10 protein-coding genes are annotated in these 18,402 nt (G+C 70.4%); 9 read left to right on the top strand and 1 reads right to left on the bottom strand.

Features of this window, described 5'->3' with window-relative positions; all coding sequences use genetic code 11:
- Positions 1-37 precede the first annotated feature (37 nt).
- From I6A81_RS08790 to I6A81_RS43115, 9 genes are all read left to right on the top strand, one after another.
- Positions 38-2,503 carry a glycoside hydrolase family 3 protein gene (locus tag I6A81_RS08790; protein ID WP_202998922.1) on the top strand — a complete coding sequence of 822 codons (2,466 nt, stop codon included), beginning with the start codon at positions 38-40 and terminating at the stop codon, positions 2,501-2,503.
- 57 nt (positions 2,504-2,560) lie between these two features.
- Entirely contained in the window at positions 2,561-4,801 is a 2,241-nt protein-coding gene (locus I6A81_RS08785; protein ID WP_407661275.1) for an ATP-binding protein, read from the top strand.
- Positions 4,802-4,807: 6 nt separating this feature from the next.
- Complete coding sequence (locus tag I6A81_RS08780) at positions 4,808-7,675, top strand: ABC transporter permease subunit (RefSeq protein WP_202998833.1); 2,868 nt, start codon at positions 4,808-4,810, stop codon at positions 7,673-7,675.
- 87 nt (positions 7,676-7,762) lie between these two features.
- Entirely contained in the window at positions 7,763-9,085 is a 1,323-nt protein-coding gene (locus I6A81_RS08775; RefSeq protein ID WP_202998835.1) for an ABC transporter substrate-binding protein, read from the top strand.
- 102 nt (positions 9,086-9,187) lie between these two features.
- On the top strand, positions 9,188-10,306 hold the full coding sequence (locus I6A81_RS08770) for a Gfo/Idh/MocA family protein (protein WP_202998837.1): 1,119 nt from the start codon (positions 9,188-9,190) through the stop codon (positions 10,304-10,306).
- Positions 10,303-12,690 (top strand): glycoside hydrolase family 3 N-terminal domain-containing protein, encoded by a 2,388-nt coding sequence (locus tag I6A81_RS08765; protein WP_202998838.1) that lies wholly within the window; start codon positions 10,303-10,305, stop codon positions 12,688-12,690. The genes I6A81_RS08770 and I6A81_RS08765 overlap by 4 nt, the downstream gene beginning before the upstream one ends.
- An 84-nt stretch (positions 12,691-12,774) precedes the next feature.
- Positions 12,775-15,276 carry an alpha-L-rhamnosidase gene (locus I6A81_RS08760; protein ID WP_202998839.1) on the top strand — a complete coding sequence of 834 codons (2,502 nt, stop codon included), beginning with the start codon at positions 12,775-12,777 and terminating at the stop codon, positions 15,274-15,276.
- Between the two features lie 143 nt (positions 15,277-15,419).
- On the top strand, positions 15,420-16,637 hold the full coding sequence (locus I6A81_RS08755; RefSeq protein ID WP_202998840.1) for a glycoside hydrolase family 1 protein: 1,218 nt from the start codon (positions 15,420-15,422) through the stop codon (positions 16,635-16,637).
- 80 nt (positions 16,638-16,717) lie between these two features.
- Positions 16,718-16,900, top strand: coding sequence for a hypothetical protein (locus tag I6A81_RS43115; protein ID WP_238428030.1), 183 nt, complete (start codon positions 16,718-16,720; stop codon positions 16,898-16,900).
- Between the two features lie 336 nt (positions 16,901-17,236).
- Here the strand turns inward: I6A81_RS43115 and I6A81_RS08745 are convergent, their stop codons facing one another.
- Complete coding sequence (locus I6A81_RS08745) at positions 17,237-18,250, bottom strand: LacI family DNA-binding transcriptional regulator (RefSeq protein WP_407661274.1); 1,014 nt, start codon at positions 18,248-18,250, stop codon at positions 17,237-17,239.
- Between the last annotated feature and the right edge of the window lie 152 nt (positions 18,251-18,402).

Here is an 18,402-nt window from a genome sequence, read left to right as displayed (position 1 = left end):
TCCCGGCGGCATGGGGCGGAGCACCAAGGAGGCGTGCATGAGCCAGGACGCCACCTCGAGTCCGGAGGCTCGCGCGACCGAACTCTTACGGATGATGACCGTCGAGGAGAAGTCGCGGCAGGTCACTGGGGTGCCGCCGGCCGGACTTCTCGGCGTGGACGGCCTGCTTCCGGACGCCGCCCAGCGCATCCTGGGTTTGGGGGTCGGGCACGTCACGGGGCTGGGCATGCTGGGTCACAAGGCACCCGACCAGGTGGCGAAGACCGTCAACGAGATCCAGCGGTTCCTGGTCACCCGGACCCGGCTCGGCATCCCGGCGATCTTCCATGTGGAGGCGCTGAACGGGGTGGTGTCGCCCGGGTTCACGACGTTCCCGACGGCGATCGGGCTGGCCGCTACCTGGAACCCGGACGGGGTCGAGGAAATGGCCGCCATCCTGCGCCGGCAGGTCCGGGCGATCGGCCACCCGTTCGTGCTCTCCCCGGTGATGGATGTGGCGCGGGACGCGCGGTGGGGGCGGGTACACGAGACCTACGGTGAGGACCCGTACCTGGTCTCAGCGATGAGCGTCGCGTTCACCCGCGGCATGCAGGGCACCGACCTGCGCGAGGGCGCCATCGCGACCGGCAAGCACTTCCTGGGCTACGGCCTCACCGAGGCCGGCCAGAACATGGCCAGAACGACCGTCGGGCCGCGCGAGCTGTACGAGGTGTACGCCCGCCCGTTCGAGGCCGCCATCAAGCTGGCCGGGCTGGCCGCGGTGATGAATTCCTACAGCACGGTCGACGGCGTTCCGGCCGGTGCGAGCCGCGAGATCCTCACTGGCCTGCTGCGCGACCGCCTTGGCTTCACCGGCACCGTCGTCTCCGACTACGACACCGTCGGCCACCTGCACCGGCGGCTGCGGGTCGCCCGCGACGCCGAGGAGGCCGGTCGGCTGGCGCTGGCCGCCGGCCTCGACGTCGAGCTGCCGATTCCCGACGGCTACGGCCCGGTCCTCGCCCAGGCCGTCGAGCGTGGAGCGGTTCCGCTGGAGCAGCTGGATCAGGCCTGCTGGCGGGTGCTGCGGGACAAGTTCGCCCTCGGCCTGTTCGATCAGCCCTACGTTCCCGAGGACCCGGTCGTCATCAACACGACGGCCCGGGCCGGTGCCGATCTCGCCCACGATCTCGCCCGGCAGTCCGTCACCCTGTTGAAGAACGAGGGCCAGCTGCCGCTGTCCCGCGACCTGCGGCGGATCGCGATCATCGGCCCGCACGCCGACAGCATCGGGTTCGCGTTCCCCGCTTACACCTATCCGGGCGCGTTGCAGATGTTCGTCGCCCGGCGGGGCGAGCAGCGAACGATTCCCGGCACCGAGCAGATGGCCGCGATGTTCACAGACGAGACCATCCGGCTGATGATCGAGGAGTTGTCGGGCCCGCTCGGGAAGCCGGCCGACGACTATTTGCGCGAGATGTACGGCGCGCAGTCCCTCGCCGAAGCCGTCCGCGCCGCCGTCCCTGATGCGGAAGTGACGGTGACCGCGGGATGCGGAGTGCTGGACGAGGAGCCGGCCGACATCTCGGTGGCGGTGGCGGCCGCCAGGAACGCCGACGTGGTGATCCTCGCCCTCGGCGGGCGGGGCGGCTGGTTCACCTCGAGCATCACCGAAGGCGAGGACAGCGACACCGCGAACCTCGACCTCCCGGCGAACCAGGTCGCCCTCGTCCGGGCCGTGACGGCCACCGGCACCCCCTGCGTCGGCATCGTCCACACCGGCCGGCCAATGGCGCTGGCCGCGGTCGTGGACGCGCTGCCCGCCCTGCTGTACGGGTACTACGGCGGCCAACACGCGGCCATGGCCATGACCGAGGTCCTGTTCGGTGACGTGAACCCCGGTGGAAAGCTCCCGATCTCGCTTCCCCGCCACTCCGGGCAGGTGCCCATCTACTCTGGTCAGCCGACCGGCTCCGGCTACCGGCGGACCGAGCACGACATGCACCAGGACTACCTGGACATGCCGTCGACCCCGCTGTTTCCGTTCGGCCACGGCCTGAGCTACACCACGTTCGACTACGGCGACTTCGCGATCAGCCCCTCGGACGTTGATGCCGCCGACGTCGACGCGGCGGTGACCGTCCGCCTGACCGTGCGGAACTCCGGCGACCGGGCCGGCGACGAGGTCGTGCAGCTCTACTTCTCCGACCAGGCCACCGGTGTCACCCGGCCGGCCCAGGAACTGGTCGGCTTCCTCCGGCTCGGTCTCGCCCCCGGGGCGGCGGCGGCCGTCGCGTTCACCGTGGCGATGAGCCAGCTCGGCTACATCGGCCTCGACGGACGGTTCGTGCTGGAACCCGGCCCGGTCCAAGTCCTCGTGGGCGGCTCATCCGACGACATCCGGCTGCGCGGCGCCTTCGAAGTCGTGGGCGACCCAGTGGTCCTGGAGGGCCGCCGCTCCTACCTGTCCAGCACCGCCGTCGGCGAGGCGTCGCCCGCGGCACTGGCATCCCCCGGAAAGTAGGCCAACGGTGTCCGACCTGTTCGAGTCCCGGTTATCGCCCGACCCTCGGACGAGCCGGTGAGCGCGCCCGTCAGCCCCGTCCAGGGCTCTGACAGGCCTGTCCAGGGTTCCGCGCCGTCGGCGGCGGAGCTGGCCACAGGTCTGATCGACGCGGAGGCGGAGCGCCAGGAGCGGCAAGCCCAGGCGCGGCGTGAGGTGCTGTTCGCCGACGAGTTGCTGCCGGGTGTCGGCGGCGAGTCCCTGTCGCTGCGTCAGGGGCTGGCCGCGGGTGGTTCACTGACGTTTCTGGTCCTGGTGCTGCTGAACGCGCTGGACGAGCTGGAGTCGGCGGCGCTGTCGGTGCTGGCCCCGGACATCCGAGACGCGTTCGGGCTGTCCGACGGCGCGATCGTGTTCATCTCGGCGGCGGCCGGTGCGTTCCTGGTGCTCGGTGCGTTGCCGATGGGCTTTTTGGCGGACCGCTTCCGGCGTAGCCGGGTGATCGGCTGGGCCGGTGTCGTGTTCTCGCTGATGGTGCTGGCCTCCGGGCTGGCGGCGAACGCGTTCCTGTTCTTCCTGGCCCGGTTCGGGGTCGGGGTGGCGAAGTCGAGCAACAACACGGCGCACAGCTCGCTGATCGCGGACGCCTATCCGATCGGGGTGCGGGGCCGGCTATCGGCGTCGGTGTACGGAGCGGCACGCGCCGCCGGCGCGCTGAGCCCGCTGATCGTCGCGGGGATCGCGACCTGGGCCGGCGGGGAGAACGGCTGGCGCTGGCCGTTCTTCATCCTTGGGCTGCCGGCGCTGCTGGTCGCGGTCGTGGCGTTCCGACTGCCGGAGCCGCCGCGCGGCCAGCACGAGATGCGCTCCGTACTCGGCGAGGTGATCGAGGACGCCGCGCCGGCGCCGATTTCGGTCGAGGCGGCCTTCGCCCGGCTGATGCGTATCCGGACTCTGAGGACGGCGATCATCGCGTTCTCGGCGCTGGGTTTCAGCCTGTTCACCACGAGCGTGCTGGCGAATCTGTGGGCCGAGGACCACTACGGGATGTCGACGTTCCAGCGGGGCCTGGCGGGTTCCCTCGGCGGCGCCGCCTTCGTGGTCGCCCTGCCGATAGTCGCGCCCCGTTATGACCGGCTCTACCACCGCGATCCCGAGCGGGCGGTGCGGCTGCTCGGGCTGTGCGTGCTGCCGGGCGCGGTACTGCTGCCGGTCCAGTGGTTCATGCCAGGCTGGGTCGGGTTCATGCTGCTGGGTATTCCCGGCGCGGTGTTCGCGTCGGTCGCGTTCGCGATGGTCGGCCCGGTGGTGCAGTCGGTGACGCCCTACCGGCTGCGAGGGCTGGGCATGGCGCTGGCCGCGGTCTACATGTTCTTCGTCGGCGCCACCGGCGGCGCGCTGCTGTCCGGGCTGATCAGTAACGCCTACGACCCGCGGGTCGCCGTGCTGGTGGTCGGCATTCCGGCGACCCTGGTCGGCGGGCTGATGATGATCCGCGGCGCGTCGTTCGTGAAGAACGACCTGTCCCTGGTCGTCGCGGACCTGCGCGAGGAGCTCGCCGAACGCGACCGGCAGCGGGCCGATCCGGAGAACGTCCCGGTGCTGCAGGTCAACGGCGTCGACTTCTCCTACGGCAACGTCCAGGTGCTGTTCGACGTCGCGTTCGAGGTCCGCCGCGGCGAGACGCTGGCGCTGCTCGGGACGAACGGCGCCGGCAAGTCGACGATCCTGAAGGTCATCTGCGGGCTCGGCACCCCGTCGCGCGGCGTCGTGCGCCTGAACGGCCGCACGATCACCTACGTCTCCCCGGAACAGCGCGGGAAGTACGGCGTGCACCTGCTGCCGGGCGGCAAGGGCGTGTTCCCGGACATGTCGATCCGGGAGAACCTGGAGATGGCGGCGTTCCGGATGCGTCGCGACCGGGCCGACCGCGACCGCCGGTTCGCCTACGTCCTCGACCTCTTCCCCGACCTCGCCGGCCGCCAGTCCCAGCTGGCCGGGTCGCTGTCCGGCGGGCAGCAGCAGATGCTCGCGCTCGCGATGGTGCTGCTGCACGACCCCGAGGTACTGCTGATCGACGAGCTGTCTCTTGGGCTCGCGCCGGCGGTGGTGCAGGACCTGCTGGCGATCCTGGAGCGGCTCAAGGCCGACGGGCTGACGATCGTCGTCGTCGAGCAGTCGTTGAACATCGCGCTGGCCATTGCCGACCGGGCGGTGTTCCTGGAGAAGGGCCAGGTCCGCTTCACCGGGCCGGCCCGTGAGCTCGCCGAACGCGACGACCTCGCCCGCGCGGTGTTCCTCGGCCGGGAAGGTGGCTGAGAAGTCATGCAGATGCCAACCACCCAGCTGCTGTTCGACGGCGCCGTCTCCGGGCTGGTCATCGGCCTGCTCGCGATCGGCATCGTGCTGGTGCACCGCTCCAGCCGGGTCATCAACTTCGCGGTCGCGAACATGGGCCTCGTCGGCTCCGTTCTGTTCGCGCTGCTCGTGGTGCGGTGGAACGTGCCGTACTGGATCGCCCTGGTCATCGCGCTCGTGGTCGGCACGGCGTTCGGCGCACTCGTCGACCTCGCCGTGGTCCGCCGGCTGTTCGCCGCGCCCCGGGTGATCCTGCTCGTCGCCACCATCGGCGTCGCGCAGCTCGCGCTCACCATCGTCACCGCCCTTCCGGACCTCGACGACTACCCGACGGAAAACTACCCGGTGCCCTGGGGCGGGACGTGGTCCCCGGTCGACGGCCTGCGGATCACCGGGGCGCAGCTGAGTGTCCTGATCACGGTTCCCCTCGTCGCGATCCTGCTCGGCCTGTTCCTGAGCCGTACGGTGCTCGGACGCACGGTGCGGGCCTCGGCGAGTAACCCGGAGCTCGCGAGGCTGCAGGGCATCAGCCCAAAGCTCGTCTCCACCGCGATGTGGGCGCTGGCCGGGCTGATCGGCACGCTCTGCCTCATCATGATCTCGGCGCAGAACAAGTCCCTGAGCCAGATCGCCACCCTCGGCCCCACCACCCTGCTGCGGGCGCTGGCCGCGGCGGTGCTCGCCCGGATGGTGTCGCTGCGGATCGCGCTGCTCGCCGGTGTCGTCCTGGGCCTGTTGCAGTCGTTCATCCAGTTCAACTGGCTCGACCAGCCCGGCCTGACCGACCTCGTGGTCTTCCTGCTGGTCCTGGCCGCGGTGTTCCTGGTCAGCCGTAGCCGCGACACCGAGGCCTCGTCGTTCTCGTTCGCTCCCAAGGCGGCGCCGATCCCCGAGCGGCTGCGCGACCTGTGGTGGGTCCGCCAGCTCGAGCGTGCCCCGCTGCTGGCGCTCGGCGCGCTCGCGGTCGTCCTGCCGCTGCTCGTTCCTCAGGCCTCACGGCAGCTGCTCTACACGATCATCCTCTGCTACGCGATCTGCGCGGCCTCGGTCACCATCCTCACCGGCTGGGCCGGGCAGCTCTCCCTCGGCCAGATGGCCTTCGCCGGCCTCGGCGCGCTCACCGCCGCGGCCCTGAACCGCGGTATGCAGATCCCGGTCGGGGGCAGCACCATCGAGCTGAACGCCCTGCCGTTCCCCGTGGCCGTCCTGCTCGCGAGCCTCGTCGCCGCGCTGCTCGCCGCCGTGGTCGGCGCGGGCGCGCTGCGGGTACGCGGGCTGCTGCTGGCGGTCAGCACCTTCGCGTTCGGGATCGCCGCGGAGCAGTACCTTTACCGCCGCGACCTGTTCCAGGACGCCGGCGCCCACACGGCCTCGTTCACCCGCGACACCGTCTTCGGCATCGACATCACCAGCCAGCGCGCCTACTACTACCTCGTCCTGGTCGTGCTGGCCGTCGTGCTGGCCGTCGTCGCCCGGCTGCGCCGTTCCGGGATCGGTCGGACCACCATCGGAGTGCGGGACAACCCGGCGACCGCCGCGGCCTACACCGTCGGGGCGACCCGGGTGAAGCTGCGCGCGTTCGCGCTCGCCGGCGGGATCGCCGGCCTAGGCGGCAGCCTGCTCGCCGGCGCCGTCCAGAACGTCCCCTACAGCGACCGGTACTTCCTGTCCGCCGACTCGCTCGCCCTCGTCGCGATCGTCGTCATCGGCGGCCTCGGCTCGGTGTACGGCCCGGTGCTCGGCGCCCTCTGGGTCATCGGCCTGCCGGCGATCTTCCCCGGCAACGGCCTCGTCCCCCTGCTCACCTCCAGCCTCGGCCTGCTCATCCTGCTGCTCTACTTCCCCGGCGGCCTCGTCCAGATCGGCTACGCCGCCCGCGACGCACTCCTACGGCTCGCCGCCAGGCGGCTCGGCCCTGCCCCGGCCAGCGCACCAAAGGCCGCCACGGCCGCGGCGCTCACCCGGACCGTCCCCCGCCAGCCGCTACCCGCGGGACGGCCGGTGCTGGCGACCAGCGACGTCCGGGTCCGCTTCGGCGGTCTCACCGCCGTCGACGGGGTGTCCCTGCGCGTCGGGCCCGGCGAGATCGTCGGACTGATCGGCACCAACGGCGCCGGCAAGTCCACCCTCATGAACGCCATCGGCGGCTTCGCTCCCGCCACCGGCACCGTCGAGCTTCTGGGCAGCGACGTCACCGCCGCCTGCCCCACCGCCCGTGCCCGGGCCGGACTTGGCCGCACCTTCCAGGCCGCGACCCTCTTCCCCGAGCTCACCGTCCGCCAGACCGTACAGATCGCCCTGGAGGCTCGCGGCCGCACCGGGCTCCTGTCCACCGCCCTGCACCTGCCACACACGTTCACCCGGGAACGCGCCCAGCGGTCGGCTGCCGACGACCTCATCGGCTTCCTCGGCCTCGGCCGCTACGCCGACGCGTTCATCGCCGACCTGTCTACTGGCACCCGGCGCATCGTCGAGCTCGCCGGCCTGCTCGCCCTCGACGCCCGCCTGCTCTGCCTCGACGAGCCAACCGCGGGAGTCGCCCAGCGAGAAACGGAGGCGTTCGGCCCGCTCATCCAGGAGATCCGCCGCGAGCTCGACGCCGCCATGCTCGTCATCGAGCACGACATGCCACTGATCATGGGCATCGGCGACCGCGTCTACTGCCTCGAGACCGGTCGCGTCCTCGCCGAGGGCACCCCGGGCGTCGTCCGCGACGACCCGAAGGTCATCGCCAGCTACCTCGGCACCGACGAACGCGCCATCAGCCGCAGCGGCACCGCGCCCGTCCCGGGGGGAAACGACCCCATTGCCACCAGCGCGACAGCACCTGCGTAACCCGACGCACTGCCCAGGCGCCAGTGCGCCGCCGCCTGTCATGTGAACCGTGCATTTAGCCGTATCCCTCTCTTGGAGTTCTGTCAGATGACCTCACGTCGCCGCGCTCGCAGATACAGCGCGTTAGTCCTCGCGGGAGCCGTCGCCCTCGCCGTCACCGCCTGCAGCGTCAAGCCGAACGACGAGGCCGACAAACCGCCGGTTGGCGCCACCACCGCCGAGGCGTATCCGGCCCCGCCGGCGCCGGCGATCGCGCCCGGGGTGACCGCCGACAGCATCAAGATTGGCTTCGTCTATCCGGACCTGTCCAAGGTCAAGCAGTTCCTCGACGTCGACCACGGCGACTACCAGGCCGTGTTCACCGCCCTCGTCGACAAGGTCAACAAAGATGGCGGCATCGACGGCCGAAAGATCATTCCGGTGTTCGGCGCTGTCGACGTCATTTCGCCCACAGGCGCGCAGGAGACCTGCGTGCGGCTGACCGAGGACGAGAAGGTCTTCGCCGTCCTCGGCAGCCTCAACGCCGACGACGTGAACTGCTACGTCCAGACCCACAAGACGCTGGTCCTCGGCGGTGACCTCAACGCCGAGCGCTACGCCAAGGCTCAGGCGCCCTGGATCTCCGACCTCCGGGGTGGCGACGAGCTTGGCCAAGGTCTGCAGCTGTTTATCGACAAGGGCGTCCTGACCGGCAAGAAGCTCGCCATCGTCGCCTACCGCGACGACCAGCCGACCCTGGACGAGGTCGTCCTGCCAGCCCTGCGCGCCAAGAACATCCCCGTCACCGAGACCGGTGTCCTCGACGCCGACCTCAAGGACCCGGCCGCGGTGTCATCGCAGCTGAACGTCTTCATCCAGAAGTTCCAGTCCGCGGGCGTGGACACCGTGCTCGTCGTCGGCGGCTCCCAGGCGGCGTTCCCCGCCGAGCTCCAGAAGACCAGCTACCGCCCCCGCCTGCTGTTCGCGAGCGTCAACACCGTTGGCTCCTACATCTTCAGCAACCGCGACAGCGACTTGAGCGTGCTGCGCGACTCGCTGACGATCGGACAGGACGCCAACTACACCGACCCGGCCATCAACACGTGTCTCCCCACGATCGAGGCCGCGATGCCCGAACTCAAGGGCAAAATCATCGACCCGGCGTTCACGCCCCCCGATCAGCCCGCGTGGGGCACGTCCGAATCGGTCGCCTGCCGCTACCTGGCCCTTTTCCAGGCCATCGCCAAGAAGGCGGGCAAGGACCTCACCTACAAGTCCTTCCAGGACGCCGCCTTCTCCCTGGGCACCTTCCACGTCCCGACGTTCACCGACGCCGCGACATACAGCCGCCAGACGCCGAACGGCAACATCCCACCGCGCATCTACTTGTGGGATCCGGCGAAGAGGGCGTTCCTGCTCGCCACCGGCTGACCCGTCCGCCCACGCCACGCGGCCCGGCCCTTCTGACCGGCCGGGCCGCGTCGGATCATCACGCCACGCCCGGCCATCGGTCTGGGCAACGAGGGATGTCTCATGTCGTTCCGGTGGGGAATCGCGGGCACCGGTGCCATCGCGAGCGGGTTCGCCGCGGCGCTGGGCCGGCTGCCCGACGCCGAGCTCGTCGCCGTCGGCTCACGCCAGCACCAGACAGCCGACAAGTTCGGCGAGCGGTTCGCGATCCCGCCCCGACACAGGTACGGCTCCTACGAGGAACTCGCCGCCGACGATGATGTCGACCTTGTATACGTCGCCACCCCGGCGTCCCATCACCATCCGCACACGTTGCTCTTCCTACAAGCGGGACGTGGCGTGCTGTGCGAGAAGCCGTTCGCCATGGACGCGGCGCAGGCAGCCGAGATGGTGGCAGCGGCTCGTGCGCAGCGCCGATTCTTGATGGAGGCGATGTGGAGCCGTTTCCTGCCCGCCTACGTCAGGATCCGGGAGCTGGTCGCGGCGGGCGCGATCGGGACCGTGCTGGCCGTCGACGGCGATTTCGGCTTCCAACTGCCGGCGACGCCGGGTGACCGGCTGTTCGACCCCGCCCAGGGCGGTGGCGCGCTGCTCGATCTCGGCGTCTACCCGATCTCGCTGGCCAGCATGCTGCTCGGCGAGCCCGACCAGGTCAGCGCTGTCGGCGAGCTTGGCGAGACCGGCGTCGACGAGCACGTCGCGATCCTGATGGGCTACCGGGCCGGCGCGGTGGCGCTCGCGAAGGCCTCCCTGCGCGCGAGTCTCGGCTGCACTGGCCGGATCTCCGGCACCGACGGCAGCATCGAGCTGCCCGCGATGATGCACTGCCCGGACGGGCTGGTCGTCCGCAGCCCAGCTGGCACCGAGCACCTGCACCTGCCAGCCACCCTTGACCCCGCAGGCATTGGCGAGGCGGACACGGGCTCGGTCAAACCGCACGACCGGGCCGGCGGCGGCCTGCACCACCAGATCCGCCACGTCCACGAACAGCTGAGCGCCGGACACCTGGACAGCGACGTCATGCCGCTGGCGGAGTCCGTGTCCGTACTGCGGACGCTCGACGCCGTGCGCGCCCAGATCGGCCTGCGCTACCCGACCCCCGACCTCGCATTCTTGCGGCCGGCCGGCGAGAACTCGTCCGCGCCGGGCGACGTCCAAAAGGAAGAGGCGACGCAACCATGACCGCCAGCACGTGGACGCCCGAGAAGGTCTCGGATCTCGTCTCCCGGCTCACGCTGGAACAGAAGGTCGCCCAGCTCACCGGGTTCGCCGTCACCGACCTCATCACGCAACAGCCCGGCGCCAGCCTGGACGCGGCGAGCCCTGAACTCGACCTCAGCCTGCTATCGGGGCTGCGGCCACACGGCGTCGGCCAGCTCTCGCTGGCCTGGTTCCTCGGCCACGACACGGAAAGCCTGCGATCCGACCTCGAACGTGTTCAGGCCGCGATCCGGGAGGTCGCGCCGTTCGGCATCGGCGCGCTGGTGCATTTCGAGGGCATCAACGGCTTCCTGCACGCGTCCGGGTCGCAGTTCCCGACCTCCTGGGCACAGGCGGCGACCTGGGAGCCGTCGCTGGTGACCCAGGCGGCCACCGTGACCGCCGCCCACATGCGCGCGACCGGAGTCCACCTGCTGTTCTCCCCGGTCATGGACCTGGCTCGCGACCCGCGGTGGGGCCGGGTACACGAGACCTATGGCGAGGACCCCGAACTCGCCGCGCAGTTCTCCGTCGCCTTCGTGCGCGGCATCCAGGGCGCGGACGGCGAGTCAGGACTGCTCGCCACCGGAAAGCACTTCGTCGGCTACGGCGCCTCCGAAGGCGGCCTCAACCAGGCCGTCACCCAGCTAGGGCGCCGCGCGCTCGTCGACGAGTACGCCGAGCCGTTCCGCCGCGCGATCGCCGAGGCCGGCCTCGCGACCGTGATGAACTCCTACAACGAGATCGACGGTGTTCCCTGCGTCGCGGACCGTTGGCTGCTCACCGAACTGCTGCGCGACCAGCTCGGCTTCACCGGCGTCGTCGTCAGCGACTACGACTCTGTCACCCTGCAGACCCGGTTCTTCCACACCGCGGACTCGCCGGCCCAGGCCGCCGTCCAGGCGGTCAGCGCCGGTCTCGACGTCGAGCTTCCCGGCGACACGAACTACTCCCACCTGGTCGAGGAGGTCCGCGGTGGCCGGCTCGACGAGCGGGTCATCGACACGGCCGTCACCCGGGTGCTCGCCGCCAAGGCACGAGCCGGACTCATCCCGGGGATGACGGCGCCTGGCGCTACGTCCGCGCCCACGGCCCAGGATCGCGGTGAGGCGGCGGCGGTACGTCGCGCCGTCGCCGAGCGGGGCCTGGTCCTGCTCGACAACGACGGGACGCTGCCTCTCATGCCCCGCGGTGGTCGGGTCGTTGTGGTCGGCCCCGCGGCTGACGAGCTGCGCATCCACTTCGGCGCGTACACCTCGGTCTCGAACGCCGAGGTGCCACTGGGGATGATCGCGGTGATGACCGGGCAGATCCCCGGCGTCGACCCGGCGACCTTTGTCTTCACCGACATCTTCCAGACCCGGATGCCGGGCATCGACGACAGGTTCGAGGTGGAGGTACAGCGGATCCACCCCGACATGCCCACCGTGCTCGACGCGCTGCGGCGGATCGACCCGTCCATCGAGCACGTCCCGCTCGGGCGGTTCGAGCCGGACGCCGCGTACCAGCTGGACCAGTTCGCTGTTGAGCAGGCGGTGGCAGGTGCCGACATCGTCATCGCCGTGGTCGGCGAGCGGACCGGCTGGGTCGGTAACAACACCGCTGGTGAGGGCCAGTCGACCGCCGAGCCCGCCCTGCCGGGCGACCAAGCCGAGCTCATCGCGCTGCTCGCGGCGACCGGGAAGCCGCTGGTGACCGTCGTCGTCTCCGGACGGCCGCTGCTGCTCGACGCCGTCGCACAAGCGTCGAACGCGGTGCTGCTCGCGCCGCTGCTCGGAGAGGAGGCCAGCGAGGCGATCGCCGACGCGGTCTTCGGCCTGGTAAACCCGAGTGGCAAGCTGCCCAGCACGTTCCCCCGCCACCTCGGCCAGCTGCCGGTCTACCACGGGCACCACCACGGCAGCGGCTACGGCCACCCCACCGGCACCCGGCACGGCTACAACGACCTCGCCGACAGCAGCCCGCTCTACGCCTTCGGCCACGGCCTGTCCTACAGCACCTTCGACGTCACCCTCGACGACTCCGCCGGACCGGCGATCGAGGAGACCGACGGGATCATCCGAGCCCGGCTCGTCGTGACGAACACCAGCACCGTCGACGGCGAGACTGTCGTGCAGCTCTACGCCCGCGACGGGGCCGCCACCATCGTCCGCCCTGTCCGCCAGCTGATCGGCTTCGCCCGCCTCGCGCTCGCGGCGGGCCAGCGTACGACGGCCACTCTCGAAGCCCCGGTCGAGCGGCTCTTCTACACGAACCTCGACGGCACACGGGGCATCGAAGCCGGTGAGGTGACCGTGCTGGCTGGCTTCGGCAGCGACGACATCCGCTGCGCCAGCACGATCACCCTGACCGCGGCCACCGCCTGACCATCGCCTGCCGGCCACGGCACGACTACCAGGGCCGCGGAGGCAGCCACCGCTTCCGGCGTCCTGCCGAAGGATTGAGGTCCCGTGTCCCCCTCATGGACCGCCAGGTTCATTGCCGCGCCTGCTCACCCCACTGGGCAGGGGCCGGCCCCGGCGCCGTATCTGCGCCGAGAGTTCACCGTTGGCCCTGGCCTGCGGTCAGCCACCCTGCACGTCACCGCGTTGGGGCTGGTCGAGGCACATCTGAACGGGAGCCGGGTCGGTGACGAGGTCCTGTGCCCGGGGTGGACGTCCTACCGGCACCGGCTGGTCGTAAGCAGTCACGACGTCACCGGTCTGCTGGTCGAGGGCGCGAACGCGCTCGGCGCGATCCTGGGCGAGGGCTGGGCGGTGGGCCGGCTGACCTGGGAGGAAGGCCGACGGGGTCTGTGGGCCGATCGCCCAGCCGGGTTCCTGCGGCTCGACCTCGACTACGGCGACCGGGCCGAGACCGTCGGCAGCGACGCCGACTGGCGGGCGGGCACCGGCGCGGTCCTGGCCGACGGCATCTACGACGGCGAGACCTACGACGCGCGATGCCACCCGGACGGCTGGAGCGAACCCGGCTTCGACGACGCCGGCTGGTCGCCGGTCGAGGTCGTCGAGCACGACCTGGACATCCTGATCGCCCCGCAGGCGCCGCCGATCCGGCGGATCGAACAGCTGGCGCCGGTCAAGATCCTCACCACCCCGGCGGGGCGTACCGTCGTCGACTTCGGCCAGAACCTGTCCGGCTGGGTCCGCCTCACCGTCCAGGGCGAGCCCGGCGCCACGATCACTCTGCGGCACGCCGAGACGCTTATCGACGGCGAGATCGACTTCCGCACCAACCGCACCGCGCTCGCGACCAACCGGTACACCCTGCGCGGCGACGCCGACCCGGAGACGTGGGAGCCGCGGTTCACGTTCCACGGGTTCCGCTACGTCGAGGTCGACGGCTGGCCCGGGCAGCTCGACGCGGACGCGCTGCGGGCGGTGGTCGTGCACAGCGACCTGCGCCGGACCGGCTGGTTCGAGACCTCGAACGAGCTCGTCAACCAGCTGCACCGCAACGTCGTCTGGTCCATGCGCGGAAACTTCGTCGGCGTGCCGACCGACTGCCCGCAACGTGACGAACGCCTGGGCTGGACCGGCGACCTCAACGCGTTCGCCCCCACCGCCGCGTTCCTCTACGACGTCCATGACCTGCTCGGCTCATGGCTCGCCGACCTCGCGGCCGAGCAACGGGAGAAGGGCTACGTACCCCTTGTTGTCCCGGACGCGCTGTCGATGCCGATCACGACCCCGACTGCGCTGTGGGGAGACGCCGCCGTCAGCCTGCCGTGGGCGCTGTACCAGGAGTACGGCGACCTTGAGATCCTCGCCCGCCAGTACGCCTCGATGACCGCGTTCATCGACAGCGTCGAGGACATGCTCGACGAGCGGGGCCTGTGGAACTCGGGTTTCCAGTTCGGCGACTGGCTCGACCCGGACGCGCCACCCACCAACCCGGCCGGCGGAAAGACCGACGCCTACCTTGTAGCCTGCGCCTACCTGTGCAGGACCACCAGCGAGCTCGCCCAGGCCGCCGACGCCCTGGGCCGCACCGAGGACGCCGCGAGGTACTCGACGCTGCACCAGCGCGTCCGCGCGGCGTTCCGCGACGAGTGGGTCACCCCCGCCGGCCTGGTCGCGAACGACACCGTCACCGCCTACGCCCTGGCCATCTGTTTCGACATTCTCCGCCCCGACCAGCAGCAGCGGGCTGGGCGCCGGCTCGCCGACCTGGTCACCAAGGCCAAGTACCGGATCAGCACCGGCTTCGCCGGCACACCATTGGTCGCCCACGCCCTGAGCCGCACCGGCCACCTCGACACCGCCTACAGGTTGCTGCTCCAGACCGAATGCCCCTCGTTCCTCTACCCGGTGACCCAGGGCGCGACGACGATCTGGGAACGGTGGGACGCCATCACACCGGACGGGTCGCTACACGACACCGGCATGACCTCGCTCAACCACTACGCCCTCGGCGCGATCGCTGACTGGCTGCACCGCGTCGTCGGCGGCCTTACGCCCGCCGAACCCGGCTACCGCCGCATCCGGATCATCCCTCAACCCGGCGGCGGGCTCACGCACGCGACCGTCACTCACGACACCCCGCACGGACGGGCAGGCGTCGCCTGGCGGCACGATCCCGGCCGTCGCATGACCGTCGACGTCACCATCCCCAGCGGCACGACCGCCGACGTGGTCCTCCCGCGCCATCCGGACGACCTCACCGTCCACGTCGGCCCAGGCCACCACCACTGGGAATACGACATCCCGACGCCGGCGCGGCCCATCTACACCCTCGACACGCCGCTGAAGGTCCTCTTCCACGACCCGGCGACCTGGGCCGCGCTGCGAGCCGCGTTCCTCCAGCACCTGCCGCAGCTCAGCGACGCTGACAGTGACACCGAACCATCCCTGCCCAACCTGCGCGCCCTTCTGGAGCACTTCCCCGAACAGGCACCGGCCATCGAACGCGACCTGCTCGCCGTCCTCGCGACACCCGCGGACACCACCTGACAACCGCGAGCGCGGCGCGAACCGAACGGGCCGCGCTGTCTTCCGGAAGCCCTGTCTTCGGAGTCCCCGTACTCCGCAGGCCCGGCGCTTCGGCCTGGCGCAACACCGCACCATCCCCTACCTGGAAACCCGGAGGTCCCACGATGGTCGACCAGTTCCCTGACGGCTTTCTCTGGGGTGCCGCGACCGCCGCCCACCAGGTCGAGGGCGGAAACGTCAACGCCGACATGTGGGCCGCCGAATGGGCTCCCGGATCACGGTTCGCCGAGCCGTCGGGCGATGCGTGTGACCATTACCATCGCTATCCCGAAGATATCGCCACCCTTGCCGGACTTGGGCTGAACGCCTACCGGTTCGGCGTCGAATGGGCCCGGATCGAACCCGAGGAAGGCTATTTCTCCCGGGCCGCGCTCGACCACTACCGACGCATGGTCGGCACCTGCCTGGAGCACGGCGTGACACCCGTCGTCACCTACAACCACTTCACGACACCCCGCTGGTTCGCCGCCGCCGGCGGCTGGAACGGCACCGCCGCAGTGGACCGGTTCGCCCGGTACGCCGCCCGCCTCACCGAGCACATCGGCGATCTGGTGCCCTGGGTGTGCACCTTCAACGAGCCGAACGTGATCTCGCTGATGGTCCACCTCGGCCTGATCCCGGCAGCCGCCCGCGAGGACGGCCTCGGCCTCTCCGGCGACACCGACAGCCAGGCAGCCCAGTCGGGCGGGAGCTGGCCCGCCGCCGATGTCGCGGTGATGGCCGCCGCGCACCGCAAGGCCGTCGAGGCGATCAAATCAGGACCTGGCAACCCCGCCGTCGGCTGGACCCTGGCCCTCATCGACCTCCAGCCCGCCGACGGGGGCGAACAGCGCTGGACCGCCACGCGTCAGGCAGCTGAGCTCGACTGGCTCGACGTGTCCCGCGACGACGATTTCGTCGGCGTGCAGACCTACACCCGGGAACGGATCGGGCCCGACGGTGTCCTGCCGGTGCCGGAGGGGGTCGCGACAACGCAGACCGGTTGGGAGATCTACCCCCAGGCCCTCGGGCACACGGTCCGGCTCGCGGCCGAGCACACCCGTGTCCCCGTCCTGGTCACCGAGAACGGCATCGCCACCGCCGACGACGACGCCCGTATCGCCTACACCGCCGCCGCCCTCGAAGGACTGGCCGGATGCGTCGCCGACGGCGTCGACGTCCGCGGCTACCTCCACTGGTCGCTGCTCGACAACTTCGAGTGGACGTCCGGCTTCGCCATGACGTTCGGGCTGATCGCCGTCGACCGGACCACCTTCGCCCGCACGGTGAAGCCGTCCGCCCGTCGGCTCGGTGAGATCGCCCGGGCGGGCCGCCTTCCCTAGGCGAAGGGCACCACCGTTCGGCCTGGTGACCGCCAGTGCCGCGCTCGGCGACTCGATGGACTTCCTGGCGAAGCAGTGGAGTGCCGGTCGCCGGAATCGCCATCGAGCCGTTCTGGGCCGGGCGCGAGAACATGTTCTCCTTCGGCTACCCGGCCGCGCCCGAGGTCGTCGGCCGCTACATCCGGGCCGCTCGTGGGGCTGGGTCGTATCTCGTGGATCAAGGACACCGGATAATCTTCATGATCCATGGTTGGTCGGCATGAGATCACCGACACCGCGTGGGCGCGGATCGAGCCACTGTCGCCGAAGAACCCGCCCCGTGGTGGCCGGTGGGCGGATGACCGAGATGGACGGCTCACGGAGCAAGGAGTACCCGTCACCGGGCTCGCGGTCGAACAGGCGTGGGCCGGGCACCCGAACATGTTCGACGACAGCGATCGTGTCCCGGCGGTCCGCGGGCGGCGCGACTATCCATCGTCGCCGGCTCGGTCGAGGCCGCCGGTCCTCGGTAACCTCCTCATCCACATGGATTAAAGAGGTACCGGCTGGCGTGGATTCTTAGTACACCCGCTCGTCCCTCAGGTTGAGCGGGTAAGCGGTCAGGTGGTTTCGCGGTGTACGAGTTCGACGGCGTTCTCGGGCGCCTGCCATTGCTGCAGCGGATAGCCCTCGACTTCGTGGAGGGCGAAGTGGGCAAACCCGCGGCCGAGGGCGGCGGTGTCGAACCTGATGGTCGACAAGGCAGGGGCGAACGTCGCCGAGATGAGGCTGTCGTCGTGGCCGATCACCCCGAGATCCGCGGGCACCCGCATCCCCGCCCGCAGTGCGGCACTGACCACGGTCGCGGCGACGTCGTCGTTGAACGCCACGACGCCGGTGACCCCGGCGGTGTACCAGTCATGTACGACGCGCTCGGCGGATCCATCACGGTAGTCGATGAGTCGAAGATCCGGGGGCGGCAGTCCGAGCGAATCCGCGTGGTCACAGGCGGCACGGTGCCGTGCCTCGACGAGAGAGTATGGACTCGGTTCCTCAAGCGCGGCGTAGACCAGCTTCGTGAACCCGCGGTCGCGCAGGTGCGCCACCTGCAGTTCGGGGCCGGTACGGACGGCCATCCTGAGTTCGGTGTTGTCCCAGCGGGCAGGGTCGGGATAGATCCGCCGGATCCCGCAGCCACGCATCGAGACCAAGTCGTCGTCGCTGAACGGGACGAGCCCGAAGACGATGTCCGGGTTCAATGACTCCCACAGCGGGCGGGTCGCCCCATTAGGGCGGCGGGCGTAGGTGACCAGCGAATAGCCGGACTCGTCCAGCACGCGGGACGCCTCGTCGAGCCAGTTCCGGAGGAGGAACTCCAACGGCCAGTCCGGCAGGACGAGCAGGATGATCCTGCTGCGGCCACTGACAAGCGCCTTGGCCGCGCTGTTCGGCCGGTACCCCAGGCGCAACGCCGTCTCCAGCACACGCGCACGGGTGCTCTCCGAGATCGTCTGCCCACGGGTGTTGTTGAGGACGAAACCCACCGTGGCGCGCGACACCCCCGCCGCCCGCGCGACGTCGACGGCCGTAACCCGCCGTCCTGCCGCAGGGGCCACCGTCTCAGGCTTCGACACGCTCAGCAGCGTATCGCCAACTTGCTCGTGCTAGCGACCCCTGCCGGCGAACTCACAGGGACTCAGTGCGCCAGCGGTGGCTTATTGGATCAGGGCGGAAGGTGGAGGTGTAGGCCGTGGCCTGGGTCGACCGCGGTGATCAGGGCCTGGAG

Source organism: Frankia nepalensis, assembly GCF_016786325.1.
Taxonomy (GTDB): Bacteria; Actinomycetota; Actinomycetes; order Frankiales; family Frankiaceae; genus Pseudofrankia; species Pseudofrankia nepalensis.
This window is presented reverse-complemented; position numbering and strand designations above follow the sequence as displayed.

What these genes read in the sequence shown, in the direction of transcription:
- I6A81_RS08790 (WP_202998922.1), top strand. Translation starts at nt 38, where the DNA reads ATGAGCCAGGACGCCACCTCGAGTCCGGAGGCTCGCGCGACCGAACTC.
- I6A81_RS08765 (WP_202998838.1), top strand. Translation starts at nt 10,303, where the DNA reads ATGACCGCCAGCACGTGGACGCCCGAGAAGGTCTCGGATCTCGTCTCC.
- I6A81_RS08780 (WP_202998833.1), top strand. Translation starts at nt 4,808, where the DNA reads ATGCAGATGCCAACCACCCAGCTGCTGTTCGACGGCGCCGTCTCCGGG.
- I6A81_RS08755 (WP_202998840.1), top strand. Translation starts at nt 15,420, where the DNA reads ATGGTCGACCAGTTCCCTGACGGCTTTCTCTGGGGTGCCGCGACCGCC.
- I6A81_RS08775 (WP_202998835.1), top strand. Translation starts at nt 7,763, where the DNA reads ATGACCTCACGTCGCCGCGCTCGCAGATACAGCGCGTTAGTCCTCGCG.
- I6A81_RS08770 (WP_202998837.1), top strand. Translation starts at nt 9,188, where the DNA reads ATGTCGTTCCGGTGGGGAATCGCGGGCACCGGTGCCATCGCGAGCGGG.